General features: G+C 33.3%; 15 protein-coding genes and 1 pseudogene. 3 read left to right on the top strand and 13 right to left on the bottom strand.

Translation table 11 applies throughout. The features are described 5' to 3' along the window. Window positions 1–117 precede the first annotated feature (117 nt). Both WBY99_RS03135 and WBY99_RS03130 read left to right on the top strand, forming a co-directional pair. Window positions 118–732, top strand: a complete 615-nt coding sequence (locus tag WBY99_RS03135) for a deoxynucleoside kinase (protein ID WP_423974883.1) — start codon at window positions 118–120, stop codon at window positions 730–732. A gap of 51 nt (window positions 733–783) precedes the next feature. Further along, a complete protein-coding gene (locus WBY99_RS03130) occupies window positions 784–1,131 on the top strand; it encodes an arsenate reductase family protein (protein WP_423974882.1) in 348 nt (115 codons plus the stop codon). A 34-nt stretch (window positions 1,132–1,165) separates the two neighbouring features. On the opposite strand, the gene WBY99_RS03125 is transcribed toward WBY99_RS03130, so the two are convergent. From WBY99_RS03125 to WBY99_RS03090, 8 genes and pseudogenes are all read right to left on the bottom strand, one after another. Beyond that, window positions 1,166–1,582: an arsenate reductase ArsC gene (locus WBY99_RS03125; RefSeq protein WP_423974881.1), complete on the bottom strand. Its 417-nt coding sequence runs from the start codon at window positions 1,580–1,582 to the stop codon at window positions 1,166–1,168. Further along, complete coding sequence (arsB, locus tag WBY99_RS03120) at window positions 1,579–2,613, bottom strand: ACR3 family arsenite efflux transporter (RefSeq protein WP_423974880.1); 1,035 nt, start codon at window positions 2,611–2,613, stop codon at window positions 1,579–1,581. The genes WBY99_RS03125 and arsB overlap by 4 nt, the downstream gene beginning before the upstream one ends. A gap of 2 nt (window positions 2,614–2,615) precedes the next feature. Then, window positions 2,616–2,861 (bottom strand): GDCCVxC domain-containing (seleno)protein, encoded by a 246-nt coding sequence (locus WBY99_RS03115; RefSeq protein WP_423974884.1) that lies wholly within the window; start codon window positions 2,859–2,861, stop codon window positions 2,616–2,618. A gap of 21 nt (window positions 2,862–2,882) precedes the next feature. After that, window positions 2,883–3,221, bottom strand: a pseudogene (locus WBY99_RS03110) (MerC domain-containing protein); the annotation flags it as partial. Window positions 3,222–3,231: 10 nt separating this feature from the next. Beyond that, window positions 3,232–3,558, bottom strand: coding sequence for an ArsR/SmtB family transcription factor (locus tag WBY99_RS03105; RefSeq protein ID WP_423974879.1), 327 nt, complete (start codon window positions 3,556–3,558; stop codon window positions 3,232–3,234). 297 nt (window positions 3,559–3,855) lie between these two features. Then, entirely contained in the window at window positions 3,856–4,752 is an 897-nt protein-coding gene (locus tag WBY99_RS03100; protein WP_423974878.1) for a TIGR01777 family oxidoreductase, read from the bottom strand. Window positions 4,753–4,763: 11 nt separating this feature from the next. After that, window positions 4,764–5,072 carry a DUF493 family protein gene (locus tag WBY99_RS03095; protein WP_423974877.1) on the bottom strand — a complete coding sequence of 103 codons (309 nt, stop codon included), beginning with the start codon at window positions 5,070–5,072 and terminating at the stop codon, window positions 4,764–4,766. Between the two features lie 68 nt (window positions 5,073–5,140). Next, window positions 5,141–5,824, bottom strand: coding sequence for a DUF4197 family protein (locus tag WBY99_RS03090; protein ID WP_423974876.1), 684 nt, complete (start codon window positions 5,822–5,824; stop codon window positions 5,141–5,143). Between the two features lie 412 nt (window positions 5,825–6,236). On the opposite strand from WBY99_RS03090, the gene WBY99_RS03085 reads away from it, so the two are divergent. Beyond that, a complete protein-coding gene (locus WBY99_RS03085; RefSeq protein ID WP_423974875.1) occupies window positions 6,237–7,757 on the top strand; it encodes an FMN-binding glutamate synthase family protein in 1,521 nt (506 codons plus the stop codon). A 538-nt stretch (window positions 7,758–8,295) separates the two neighbouring features. On the opposite strand, the gene rplI is transcribed toward WBY99_RS03085, so the two are convergent. From rplI to WBY99_RS03060, 5 genes are all read right to left on the bottom strand, one after another. Next, entirely contained in the window at window positions 8,296–8,823 is a 528-nt protein-coding gene (gene rplI / locus WBY99_RS03080; RefSeq protein WP_423974874.1) for a 50S ribosomal protein L9, read from the bottom strand. Between the two features lie 149 nt (window positions 8,824–8,972). Then, on the bottom strand, window positions 8,973–9,275 hold the full coding sequence (gene rpsR / locus WBY99_RS03075) for a 30S ribosomal protein S18 (protein ID WP_133440260.1): 303 nt from the start codon (window positions 9,273–9,275) through the stop codon (window positions 8,973–8,975). A 25-nt stretch (window positions 9,276–9,300) separates the two neighbouring features. Next, the gene (rpsF, locus tag WBY99_RS03070; RefSeq protein WP_423974873.1) at window positions 9,301–9,642 is read right to left on the bottom strand and encodes a 30S ribosomal protein S6; all 342 of its coding nucleotides are present in this window, start codon (window positions 9,640–9,642) and stop codon (window positions 9,301–9,303) included. Window positions 9,643–9,954: 312 nt separating this feature from the next. Next, window positions 9,955–10,920, bottom strand: a complete 966-nt coding sequence (locus WBY99_RS03065; protein ID WP_423974872.1) for an NAD-dependent epimerase/dehydratase family protein — start codon at window positions 10,918–10,920, stop codon at window positions 9,955–9,957. 293 nt (window positions 10,921–11,213) lie between these two features. Further along, window positions 11,214–12,917 (bottom strand): helix-turn-helix domain-containing protein, encoded by a 1,704-nt coding sequence (locus tag WBY99_RS03060; protein ID WP_423974871.1) that lies wholly within the window; start codon window positions 12,915–12,917, stop codon window positions 11,214–11,216. Window positions 12,918–12,988 lie beyond the last annotated feature (71 nt).

Here is a 12,988-nt window from a genome sequence, read left to right as displayed (position 1 = left end):
GCATCGAAAAAGACTTTGAAATTAAATAAAAACTATCTTTTAATAAAGGCAGTTCGCAGTTAATTCTTAGCCTTTTTTTTAAAATATTATTACTGATCCATTAAATAAAATTTAGAAATGCACATTGCTGTTACAGGAAATATCGGCGCGGGAAAAACAACTTTAACTACTATGTTATCAAAACATTACGGTTGGGAAGCGCAATTTGAAGATGTAGATCACAATCCTTATTTAGAGGATTTTTATGCCGATATGAGCAAATGGAGTTTTGCCTTACAAATTTATTTTTTGGGAAGTAGATTTCGGCAAGTAAAGGAGATTCGGGAAAGTGGAAAAAGTGTTATTCAGGATCGTACAATTTATGAAGATGCACATATTTTCGCGGAAAATCTAAATGATATGGAGTTGCTTACCAATCGTGATTTTAATAACTATTCTTCAGTTTTTAATTTGATGAAGAGTTTTGTTTCGGCACCGGATTTGTTAATTTATTTAAAGTCTGATGTTCCTAATCTGGTAAAGAAAATTTACAAAAGAGGACGTGATTATGAAGCTTCAATTTCTATTGAATACCTTTCAAAACTGAATCAGAAATATGAAAAATGGATTTCTAATTATGACGAAGGGAAACTTTTGATTATCGAAGTTGATGATTTGGACTTCGTAGAAAGACCCGAAGATTTTGGTATAATTTTACAAAGAATAGAAACCGAATTACACGGACTTTTTTAATGACTTATCCAACGTTCCTAAATCATAGAATAACCATTTAAATCCGAAAAAATGATTAAAATTCTTCACAATAATTCTTGTTCGAAAAGTCGTGGGATTTTAGAATATTTGGATGAAAATAGTGTTCCTTTTGAAATTATTGATATCATCAATCAGCCATTAAGTGAAATGGAACTTCGCACTGTTCTGAAGAAACTTCATTGTCCCGTAAAGGATTTGGTGAGAACAAATGAGAAACTTTATCAAGAACAATTTCGAGATAAAAACTTATCTGATGACGATTTAATCCAAATGTTATTGCAGAATCCAGAATTAATCCAAAGACCAATTATCATTAAAGGTTCTGTAGCAATGATTGGTCGCCCAATCGAAAATGTGAAATTTTTTATTGAAAAGTAAGTAGATATGCATTCGTCTTTTTTTGCTTATTCATTTACAAATTTTCAGTAACAAAATTTTCGCAGTAATCTTTGATTTGTTGTCTTACTTTTCTGAATTTTTCGGCAATTTCTTCCTCTGTTCCTGTTGTTTTTGCGGGGTCGGGAAAATTGTAATGAAATTTTTGGGCTTTTGTCGGAAAGAATGGACAGCGTTCTTTGGCGTTGTCGCAAACCGTAATGACAAAGTCAAAATCGATATTTCGATATTCGTCAATGTTGTTTGAAGTATGGTTTGAAATGTCAATTCCATCTTCTTTCATTGTTGCGATTGCTTTTGGATTTACTCCGTGCGTTTCTACACCTGCACTGTAAACATCTGCTTTGTTACTTGCAAAATATCGCAAATAACCTTCCGCAATTTGGCTTCTGCAACTGTTTCCTGTGCAAAGCACTAAAATTTTCTGTTTCATTTAATATAATATTTTTGTTTGAGAAATAAACTAATTTTTACCAATAATATTAAAACCGGTACTTCTACCAAAGGACCAATAACGCCTACAAATGCCTGTGGTGAATTGATGCCAAAAACAGAAATAGCAACCGCAATTGCCAATTCAAAATTATTTCCTGTGGCTGTGAATGAGATAGAAGCATTTTTATCATAAGGAACTTTCAATGCTTTGTTGATGAAAAAACTCACGAAAAACATCAGTACAAAATAAATGATAAGTGGAATAGCTATTTTTAAAACATCAAATGGTAATTCTATTATTTTATCACCTTTCAAACTGAACATCAACACAATAGTCAGCAAAAGGGCAATTAACGTAATGGGTGAGATTTTAGGGATGAATTTATGATTATACCATTCTTTTCCCTTTTTTTTAATTAAAATGTATCGGGTTAGAAATCCTGCGAAAAATGGAATACCCAAGTATATTAAAACACTTTCGGTAACGTCTCGCATTGAAACGCTTACATCAAAATTTCCCAAACCAAGATATTTCGGTAAAATAGTGATGAATAACCATACAAAAAAGCTGTAAGAGAGAATTTGAAAAATACTATTCAAAGCAACAAGTAAAGCGGTGTATTCTCGGTTTGCTTTGGCTAAATCACTCCAAACAATAACCATTGCGATACATCTTGCCAAACCAATTAGAATAAGCCCTGTCATATATTCGGGTTCATTTTTCAAAAACAAAACGGCTAATCCGAACATCAACAAAGTACCGATTACCCAATTAAGCAATAAAGAAATAGCAATTACTTTTCTATCTTGTAACGCTTTGGATAATAGGGAATAATCCACTTTTGCCAATGGTGGATACATCATTAAAATTAATCCGATTGCCAAAGGAATATTGGTAGTTCCGATAGAAATGGCATTGAGGTTATTAGAAATATTTGGAAAAAAATGTCCCAAACTTATACCAATTGCCATTGCAAGGAAAATCCAAAGCGTTAAATATCGGTCTAAAAATTTTAGTTTTATTTCCATTTTTAGCAGCAATTTTCATTTGCTTGAATGGGCGGACATTTTACGGTTCCGTAACTACAATACACACAACAATCTCCTTGTAATGGCTTTAATATTGTTTTGCAGTTTTCACATTCATAAAAATATTGGCAAGCGTCGGTGGGCATAGTTTCTTCTTTCTGATGTCCACATTCGGGGCAAGTGATTGTTGAATTGAGTTCTACTGTCTTACCGTTGTGTGTTGTGGAAGTATTGCAAGATCCATGTATTTTGTTGCGTTTGTAATTCCATAATGTTGCTATTAAAAGGCCAAACATTCCTGCGTAAAGAAAGTAAGTCCAATAGTCGTTTTCATTGAAGTAATAACCATAAAAAATCAAAATTCCGCTTGGAATTGCAACAGATAAAGGATATGCAGAACGATGCTTGAAATAAGAAATACTAAGTCCTGCAATACTTACTAAAACCATTGCCTGAAAAATCCACATTGTCCAACCGCCAAATAATTCAAAACTTCCTAATCCCAATGCTGAAGCTACAAATGCAAAAAGCGGGAAACAACAGGGTGAAAGTAATGCAGTCAGGAAAAGCCCGAAAGTTCCTAATTTGTCTATATTTTTTAAGGTCATAATTCTAATTTTAACAACAGTCTTGGTGGATAACAGTAGTAGCAATGTTTCTAAAATATGTATTTAATAATTCAAAAGTAGATTCGTTGATACAATAGCACACCGTATTTCCCTCAATCGTTCCTTTAATTAAATTGGCATCTTTAAGAACTTTTAGGTGTTGAGAAATCGTAGGCTGTGCAAGCGGTATTTTTTCTAAAATATCATTTCCGATACAAGCATTTACTTTTAACAACAAGTCAATAATGGCAACCCTTGCGGGATGCCCCATAGCTTTTGCGATGATCGCAATTTCGCTTTGTTTTTCTGTAAAATGTTCCGTTTTAGTCGTTCCCATATCTGTATTATAATATTGCAATATTACGATATAGTTTTGAATTAAAGAATTTTTTACAATTTTTTTTGTTCTTTAAATGATAGTTGAGTATTTAGCAGATTGTTTCAGTAGGGTGCCGCCTACATGATGCTTGAAGTAATTTGGAAGTTGAAAAAAGCAGTATGGACAAGCACTTCACTTTCGCATACTGTTGATTTTTTACTTTTTCTGAATTACACTTTTGTCTCTTCTGATAATTATCGGAATGCGGTTAATACTCTATTTTTTGAAGTTTTGTCGTGTAATAATGAAAAGTAATTAAACTAAATTTTTGAAAGCATCATCAAGATGTGAATATTTAAAATCAAATCCCTGTGATTTGATTTTTTTATTATCCGCACGAGTTCCTTCTAAAATAATAGAACTCATTTCTCCGAATACTGATTTCATTACAAAAGTGGGAACATTAAAAGGAAGAAAAAACTTGTTTCTTACTTTTGCTAAACTCTTCATGAAGTCTTTATTCATTGGGGTTTCATCAGCAACGGCATTGTATTTTCCATTGATTATTGAATTTTCAACAGCGGTCACATACATCTTTACCAAATCATCGATATGAATCCAATTCATCCATTGTTGACCAGATCCAACGGCCGACCCAATATTTAAATCAACTGTTTTTTTCAGCATCGGTAGCGCTCCGCTGTATTTTGATAAAACCATTGCGGTTCGTAAACAGACAACTCGGTCTGAAATTCTAGAAAATTGATCTGCGGCATTTTCCCACTCCACACAAAGTTGAGCGAGAAAATCATTTTTTACAATTGCGGATTCTTCAGTTAAAATTTGGTCAGAAGTAAACGTGCCATAATAATTAATCCCCGACGAAGAAATGAATGCCTTCAGATGAATTTCTTTTTTCTCACAATATTCTCGAAGTAAATTCGCTGAATCGATTCTGCTAGAAAACATTTCTTTTTTATGATCTTCAGTCCATCTTTCACTGATATTTGCACCTGCCAAATGAATGATGCAATCTAAATTCTCAAACGCTTTTTCGTCGATTTCTTTTTTAGCGATATTCCAGTAAAATTCATTTTTATTTTCACTTTTTGAACGGGATAAAATTCTTACGGTATGGTGGTGGTTTTCCTCTAGTTTTTTTACGAGCGGTCTTCCTACTAATCCTGTTCCTCCAGTGATTAAAATATTCATATCGTATTTATTTAAAGAGACATCACCCCTTCTATTTCGCCCACTTTTTTATAAATAGAAATCACCTGTTCTGCATCAAGGACGAAAGCTGTAATACTGAGTGAGGTGTATTTTGCGTTTTTACTGTCTCTCGTTGTCAATGTAAATTGCATCCCATCAAAAACCCTATAAATTTCCGTTATTTTTTTTTCTTCATTTAAAACGATGAATTTAAAAGGATAATCTTCCGGAAAATTATGGGTAGCTTCTAATTTTTCTTTTAAAGAAATATAGAAATCTTCTGGACTTTTATGATCTTCGTTTTCAATAATATTAGCCATTTTATATTTATTTGAGTTAAAAAAAATTCCGGCTAAACCGGAATTCAAAGATAGTTAAAATATATTTTTTATCTCGGTGCATTGAGGGAATTAAGAATGGTATTTGCATTTTGTTGCTCGTGATTTTCAATAATATTAAAAAGCCCATTCACCATTTGCTGCGCAGCGAATTTACTTATCGAACTTGTTGCTAGATTATTGCTATTTTGACCGCCAAGAATACTTCCTAAAATATTGGTTCCCGATAATGCAGAATTCAAAGATTGCACTAATCCAAATTCATTCAGTTTTGCATCTACTTTTGGTGCAATGGCTGCCATTAATTGTGTAGATGTTCTTTCTCGTAACATCTGTGTTGCAGCGCCACTTCCTCCTTGTACAATTCTTGCGGCATCTTCTGCGGTTAAAGAATTTACGGCATTCACCAAAATCGGTCGAGAAGTATCTACAGTGAATGCTGCTGCTCTCGCAATATATTCTTTTTCTTTTTGAACCAAACTGTTTAAACCTAACTTTTGCAAAGTATTATTAATGTCTCGCAATTGTTGGGGCAAAGCAGTATCAATTAACTGGTTCGCCAGAAAACTGTCTTTATTACTGAAAATATTTAAACCTTTAGTAATTCCTCCTAATAAAATTTGTTTTAAAACAGCCAAGCCCACGCTAGAAGTTGCGATGGCCATGCATGATTGTGTGGTAGTTCCGATTGTTGCAATCGCCATCGTTGCCACTAATATCGTATTTCTTCTCATGATGATTTTTTAAGTTAATGTTTTTATTGCAGTCAAATAATACGCCAAAAAAAGGGAATAGATATAATTAATGATTTTAATATCGTTTTATCTCTATTAATATTTAAGAAATTTCATATCATTTTGAGAAAAAGTTAAAAGCAATACGCTGCGAATTAATAATGGCATTGAATAAATAAAAGACCAATTTTTAATTTGATCATCTTTGGGTGTTGAAAAAGGAGAAATCTGTGATCAGAATGTGCCGTTTGAAATTGTGATTAGTCCCGATTCTGAACAAGTAAAAATGTTAAAAATCCCCTAGAATAAGTAAAATAGAAACTATCAATAAGACTCTTCTCAAAATTAATGAAAGTGGTTTTTTTTGTCCATTTATTATTATTATTTTTGGGGCACTAAATAAAAAAATGTAATGAGAGAAAAATTCATTAGGTGGGGACTAGTACTTCTGGTTGTAACTTGGGCGATATCTATATTGATTAAAACCCATTATTGGATTCCGATTCTGCTTAGTTGTATTTATATAGTGGGACTTTATAATAGTTACCAAACGAGACATGCCATTCTGCGGAACTTTCCGGTGTTAGGTTATTTCCGTTATTTTTTCGAAGAAATTTCACCAGAAATGCAGCAATATTTTATCGAAAGAGAAACAGATGGGAAACCTTTTCCAAGAAACGAACGTTCTGCTGCCTACAGAAGAGCCAAAAATATTAGCGATACGGTACCTTTTGGGACTCAGCTCGAAATTAATAATAGAAAATACGAAGGAATAAAACATTCCATCTATGCCAAATCACCATCCGAAGAATTACCAACGGTTTTGGTCGGTGGCGATCAATGTACTCAGAAATATAATGCATCACTTTTTAATATCTCGGCAATGAGTTTTGGATCATTAAGTGATCGTGCTCAGATGGCGTTGAACAGAGGTGCAAAAAAAGGTGGATTTTACCACAATACCGGAGAAGGTGGAATCTCGCCTTACCACTTAGAAGGTGGTGATTTGTGCTGGCAAATCGGAACTGGGTATTTCGGTTGTAGAGATGACCACGGTAAGTTTTCGCCAGAAATATTCAAGAAAAATGTTTCCATTCCAGCGGTGAAAATGATTGAGATTAAAATTTCTCAAGGAGCAAAACCAGGCCATGGTGGAGTATTACCAGGTTCAAAAAACACAGCGGAAATTGCGGCGATTCGTCACGTACAACCGGGAATGACTATTATTTCTCCGCCATCGCACTCATCCTTTTCTGATGCTGCAGGCTTGTTGAGATTTGTGCAGGAATTAAGGGAACTTTCAGACGGAAAACCTGTTGGTTTCAAATTATGTATCGGGGATACCAAAGAGTTCGAAGATATTTGTGCACAGATGAACGTATTGAAAATTTATCCTGATTTTATTACGGTAGATGGAGCAGAAGGAGGAACAGGAGCAGCACCGCCAGAATTTTCTGATGGAGTAGGAATGCCATTGGAACCTTCATTGATTTTTGTCAATAGAACTTTGACCAACTTCAACGTAAGAGATAAATTGAAAGTAATTGCAAGTGGAAAAGTATTAACTTCCCTCGATATTTTGCGTGCCATTGCGATGGGTGCAGATATGTGTAATAACGCCAGAGGATTTATGTTTGCTCTAGGTTGTATTCAAGCATTAAGATGTAATACCAATACTTGTCCAACCGGTGTGGCAACCCAAGATAAAATGCTTATTAAAGGCTTAGATGTTACCGATAAGAGTGAAAGAGTGTACCACTTCCATAAAAACACATTGCGTACCTGTAATGAGCTTATTGGAGCTGCAGGGAAAACTTCCTATGCAGAAGTTGATGCTAACATGTTTATGAGAGGAGATGAATTCGAGCATCTTGCTGATTATTACTTTCCGGATATTTTAGGAAATGTGAAAACGCCACCAGGCAAATATTAAAATTTGTAGATAATCAATTATTAGATCAAAACTTCAGAATTATTTCTGAAGTTTTTTTTGCTGAACTGATTGATGAAAATGACGAAAGATCACGGGAGTAATCGACAGATTATATTTAAAGTTAATTCCATCCAATATCTTAAACGGTCTTATTTTATAGAATCTTATTGTCAGAAATTAATGATACATTTTTTTAAAGCATCTGTAATAATTACCAGACAAAAACAACGCAGCAGAGAATTCGTCAAAAGAGCCCAAAATGTCACCACATGAATCTAGAATTCAATTTAGTATTCATCTTTAAACTAAAATAAAATGCTTCATAGGAGGCGAGTGTTTCCTTCTGTTTTGGATCATTTATTTTCCTGAACTTAATTCATTGAAGACCTTATAATTCAGTTCGGTAATATTTAGAGAAATGCATCAACTTTGAAGTGAAAAATCAAAACTAAAGAATATAAATTCACTATTGACTATTAAACCCAAAAAAATCCGCTACCAAATAAATGATAACGGATTTTAATTATTTCAAAAACTCTTATGCTTCTTCAGCTGGAGTTTCCTCTGTTGTAACTGCTTTTGGTTTAGCAACTGGTTTCGGAGCTTCTACCACTGGTGGAGCATCAGAAACGATTTCGAATTCGTAGCTGTATTCTACTTCTCTGTGAAGTCTGATGATCGCAGTAGATTTACCAGTTCTCTTAATGTTGTTCCCTGGGATCTTGATGTATTTTTTATCAACTTGTACTCCAACTTTAGATAGTTCATCAGAAAGGTTAGCGTTGTTGATTGAACCAAACAATTTGTCACCAGTACCAACTTTAGTTGCAATAGTGATGCTTGTTTTTTTCAATTGTTCTACGATTGCATTTGCAGCCGCAACCAATTTCGCTTCTTCGTCTTTTCTAGCTTCTAAAGTTTCTGCTAAAGCTGCTTTGTTTTTTGGCGTTGCCAAAAGTGCTAATCCTTGTGGTAACAAGAAGTTTCTTGCATAACCAGGTTTTACACTTACTGTATCAAACTCTAAACCTAAGTTTTCTACGTCTTTTTTTAGGATAATGTCCATTGTTGTTGTCCGTTTTTAATTTTAGAAAAAAGAATGATCTTCTTTAATCAAAAAATCGTTAGAATTAATTTATAAATCAGCAACAAAAGTTTTGAAAAAGAAACTTAATCAAATTAAGTTTCTCTCTTTATTCTTTTATCTATTTTGTCTTATTTCAAAAGATCCGCTACATAAGGCATCATTGCCAAGTGTCTTGCTCTTTTGATTGCTGCAGATACTTTTCTTTGGTATTTCAAAGAAGTTCCTGTATATCTTCTTGGTAAAATTTTACCTTGTTCGTTCACGAACTGAAGAAGGAAATCTGCATCTTTATAATCTACATGTTTAATACCGAATTTTTTGAATCTACAGTATTTTTTGTCAGATTTTGTATTGATGTCAAGTGGAGTTAAAAATCTTACTTCAGATTCTCCTCCTGCTGAGGCTTGTTTAGCCATATCATCTATTGCCATGTCTTTTCTTTTTTAAGGGTTAAAATTAAGCTTTCGCAGTTTTCACTTTCGTTCTTCTCGTTACTGCATACTCGATCGCATGTTTGTCAAGTTTTGTAGTAAGGTAACGAAGAACTCTCTCGTCACGTTTGAAAGCAAGTTCTAAATCTGCTACTACAGTTCCTTCACCTTTGAATTCGATCAAAGTGTAAAATCCATTCTTCTTTAATTGAATTGGATAAGCTAATTTCTTTAGTCCCCATTTTTCTTTGGCAACGATTTCGCAATTGTGTGAAGCCAATAGGTCTTCAAATTTTTTCACTGCTTCCTCCACCTGAGCGTCAGATAGAACGGGAGTTAAAATGAAAACAGTTTCGTAATTGTTCATAATGTTAATTAATTTTGTTAATTATTTCGAGGTGCAAAAATAGAACTTCTTTTTGTAACATGCAAGAAAATGAAGCGATTGAACTTGTTTTTTTCCAAACCCAATGAATAAGCATAAAAAAATCTCGCCATAAATGACGGGATTGAAAGATCTTATGGAAAGATTATTTCTTAATTACTTTCGTAGAAGATGAAAAAGTAATTAAAACCATTTTATAACTAGAATATTTTGGTGAAAGTATAAAAAAACGCTGCAAAATAATCATCAGAAAAAAATCCTTTGAAATTGCAGCGCTTTATTTATAATAGAAAATTAGTTTTTCGCCAACTTTACTTTCAGATTATCCAACATATCCTTCGTCATTTCACTAATTCCGTAATCGTAAGAAAGTCCCCAGTCTTTTTTCGCCACAGAATCATCAATCGACGCTGGCCAAGAATCTGCAATTTCCTGACGGAAATCCGGTTGGTAATCAATCGTAAAATCAGGCATTTCTTTCTTAATTTCTTCCGCCAGTTCTTTTGGAGTAAAAGACATTCCACCCAAATTATAAGCAGTATGAACGGTAAGGTTTTCTTTCGGAGCACCCATTAAATCAAGGGTTGCCTTAATCGCATCATTCATATACAACATCGGCATTCCCGTATTTTCAGAAATAAAACTCGTGTATTTTCCTTCTTCTACCGCTTCATAAAAAATCTCAACCGCATAATCTGTCGTTCCGCCACCAGCAGGTGTTTTCCAGGAAATTAAACCGGGATAACGAATACTTCTTACATCAACACCGAATTTATTGTGATAATATTCACACCATTTTTCACCCGCCATTTTAGAAATTCCATAAACAGTTGTCGGATTCAAAACTACTTCCTGACCAACATTTTCTTTCGGAATTCCAGTTCCGAAAACGGCAATAGAACTCGGCCAGAAAATCTTTTTAAGCAAACCTTCTTTCGCCATTTCACAAAATTGAAGCAAAGGTTCGATGTTTAATTTCCATGCAAAAAGCGGCTGTTTTTCAGAAGTTCCAGATAGCAAAGATGCCAAATGATAAACCGTCGTGATTTCGTAATCTTTGATAACCTGTCTCACCAGTTGCGTGTTGGTCACATCCATTCTCTCGTAGAATCCCGCAGAAGTCAGGTTTTTATCCCAACGGTCAAGTCCCGAAGCGACCACATTTTCAGCGCCATGAATTTCAACTAATCGATTGGTAAGTTCAGTACCGATTTGCCCGAGAGCGCCGGTGATAAGAATTTTTTCCGTGTAGGACTCCATATTTTAAGTTTAGATTTCGCACAAATTTAGCAAAATCGAATAGCATAAGAAATAGTATTGATAAAATAATTTTTTGGGCGACTACTTCCGCCTGGAATTTACACTGAGCCTGTCGAAGTGTTCGCGCTTTTTTATTCCACTTCGTTTCATAAGAAGATCTCCACTCAAACCTAACAAAGTGGTTCGGTGATTCAAATAAAAAAAATAAAAATTGTATCATCAAGTTGGGTCGCAGATTGGGATTTTAAATCAAATCTTCGCAAATCCATCCATTTTTTTATTTTTGATGAAATTTAATTAGCATGTTTCTGCAACTCCAATTCTTCCTTTCTCTTTTTTAAAAAATCAGCAGGTCGCATTCGGTATTGTTCGAAGAAAAAATTTGAAAAATTTTGACGGTTACTAAACCCACAAGCAATGGCAATATCTTCAACCGAATATTTACGCCAGTCTTTATCATTATAAATTTTATTAGTTGCATATTCAACCCGCAACTTATTAATGTAAGTATTAAAATTAGCACCACTATAATCATTAATAATTTGGGAAAGATAACTCGTATTGGTATTTAATTGAGTGGCGAGTTTGCCAAGCGTAATACCTTTTTCGATAAAGCCGTTGCTTTTTTCAAAAGCGGAAATGTCTTTCAGTATTTTTTTTGCAATTTTTTCGTCTAACTTCAGACTTTTACTGAAACTATTTTTCAGTAAAAAATCTTCTTCTTTTACTTCTGTATTTTTTTCAGTATTGATTTTCTTGAGTAAAATTTCATATTTATTCTTTATTGCTTTTTTTCTTTTAAGCCAATAAAAAAGCAGAGCTGTAAGAATGGAAATTATGATCAAACAACCAATCAGTAGGTACTTGCCGAAAGAGTTTTTATTTTCTAATTTATTTTTTGCTTCTAATAAACTTTCAGTATCGTAATTTTTATGGATGCGTGTTGAGAGATATTTAAAATCTGTTGCGATGACGCTGTCAGCTTTCAGTAGCTGTTTGGTGAAATATAATTCTTGTTTCGGGTCTTTTTTTTCTTTATAATAGGTAATTAGTTCTTCATAATTTTTTCTTAATTCCGGAAGGATAAATTGGTGTTTATTAAAAATAGAATCTACTTTTTTATAATTTTTCTGAGCAAGTTCTTGGTTCCCCATTTCGCTATAACTCATTCCTTTGTAGAAATAGGATACGGAAGCTATTGAAAAATTATCAATTTTCAACAAACCCGGCAATGAATGATTTAAATTATTTATAGCTTCTGAATATTTTTTTTGATGAAACTGATTAATTCCTTTGGATTTTTCAAAATAGTTTTTATCAAGATAAAAGAAATCATCTTCGGGAATTTTTTTTAAACCTTCATCTGTAAGTTTTTCTGCTTCTTTAAAATTTCCGAGGAGCTGATAACATATAATCAGCTGATGTAAAGAATTGAAATAGCCTTTTCGGTTATTCAGGATTAAGTTGTGGTGGATATTTGCTCTCGTATTGGGTTCGAAATAAGCAATACATTCTTTAAAAATCTGAATGGCTTCATCATAATAGCCTAAATAGCTTTTCATAACGCCAATGTGATAAAGGTTCTGGTATTTCAGGAAAGGATCATTTGCGTTTTTCAGATAAGTATATCCTTTCAGATATTCATTTAATGCAGGTTGGTATTTCCTGTAGTTGAAGTAGAAAATAACTCCTTTGTTTACATAAGAACTACCAATTAAATCTTTGTTTTTAGATTTATTTGCAGCTACTATTGCACTATCAGCATATAATAATTTTTTGTTTTTTGAGAATCTAATAGCATCATCATAAGACTGAAAAAGTTCAGCATAATCTTTCTCTTTCTTTGCTTTTTCAATGCAGATATTTAAATATATAAAAGCTCTCTCATCATTTTCATCATATTCCCAATAGTTCTTACGCATTTCGGTATAAAAATCCTGGCTGCAAAACATTGAAGAAATAAATAAAAAAAACGGTAATAAAAATTTTCGATTCATTTGGTTTTGAATTATGCGCCTTTTTTAAAAAGATTCGGTGCTAAAATAAACAAATTTTTGGCTTCATAATG

Origin of the sequence: Kaistella sp. (genome assembly GCF_049588135.1) — a bacterium.
GTDB lineage: Bacteria > Bacteroidota > Bacteroidia > Flavobacteriales > Weeksellaceae > Kaistella.
The sequence above is the reverse complement of the archived record's forward strand: the minus strand, read 5'-3'. Positions and strand labels throughout refer to the sequence as shown.

Coding starts and splice junctions, on each gene's coding strand:
- WBY99_RS03125 (WP_423974881.1), bottom strand. CDS start 1,582: ATGAAACAGAAAATTTTAGTGCTTTGCACAGGAAACAGTTGCAGAAGC.
- WBY99_RS03085 (WP_423974875.1), top strand. CDS start 6,237: ATGAGAGAAAAATTCATTAGGTGGGGACTAGTACTTCTGGTTGTAACT.
- WBY99_RS03065 (WP_423974872.1), bottom strand. CDS start 10,920: ATGGAGTCCTACACGGAAAAAATTCTTATCACCGGCGCTCTCGGGCAA.
- WBY99_RS03090 (WP_423974876.1), bottom strand. CDS start 5,824: ATGAGAAGAAATACGATATTAGTGGCAACGATGGCGATTGCAACAATC.
- WBY99_RS03060 (WP_423974871.1), bottom strand. CDS start 12,917: ATGAATCGAAAATTTTTATTACCGTTTTTTTTATTTATTTCTTCAATG.
- WBY99_RS03095 (WP_423974877.1), bottom strand. CDS start 5,072: ATGGCTAATATTATTGAAAACGAAGATCATAAAAGTCCAGAAGATTTC.
- WBY99_RS03100 (WP_423974878.1), bottom strand. CDS start 4,752: ATGAATATTTTAATCACTGGAGGAACAGGATTAGTAGGAAGACCGCTC.
- rpsR (WP_133440260.1), bottom strand. CDS start 9,275: ATGGCAATAGATGATATGGCTAAACAAGCCTCAGCAGGAGGAGAATCT.
- arsB (WP_423974880.1), bottom strand. CDS start 2,613: ATGGAAATAAAACTAAAATTTTTAGACCGATATTTAACGCTTTGGATT.
- WBY99_RS03130 (WP_423974882.1), top strand. CDS start 784: ATGATTAAAATTCTTCACAATAATTCTTGTTCGAAAAGTCGTGGGATT.
- WBY99_RS03105 (WP_423974879.1), bottom strand. CDS start 3,558: ATGGGAACGACTAAAACGGAACATTTTACAGAAAAACAAAGCGAAATT.
- rplI (WP_423974874.1), bottom strand. CDS start 8,823: ATGGACATTATCCTAAAAAAAGACGTAGAAAACTTAGGTTTAGAGTTT.
- rpsF (WP_423974873.1), bottom strand. CDS start 9,642: ATGAACAATTACGAAACTGTTTTCATTTTAACTCCCGTTCTATCTGAC.
- WBY99_RS03135 (WP_423974883.1), top strand. CDS start 118: ATGCACATTGCTGTTACAGGAAATATCGGCGCGGGAAAAACAACTTTA.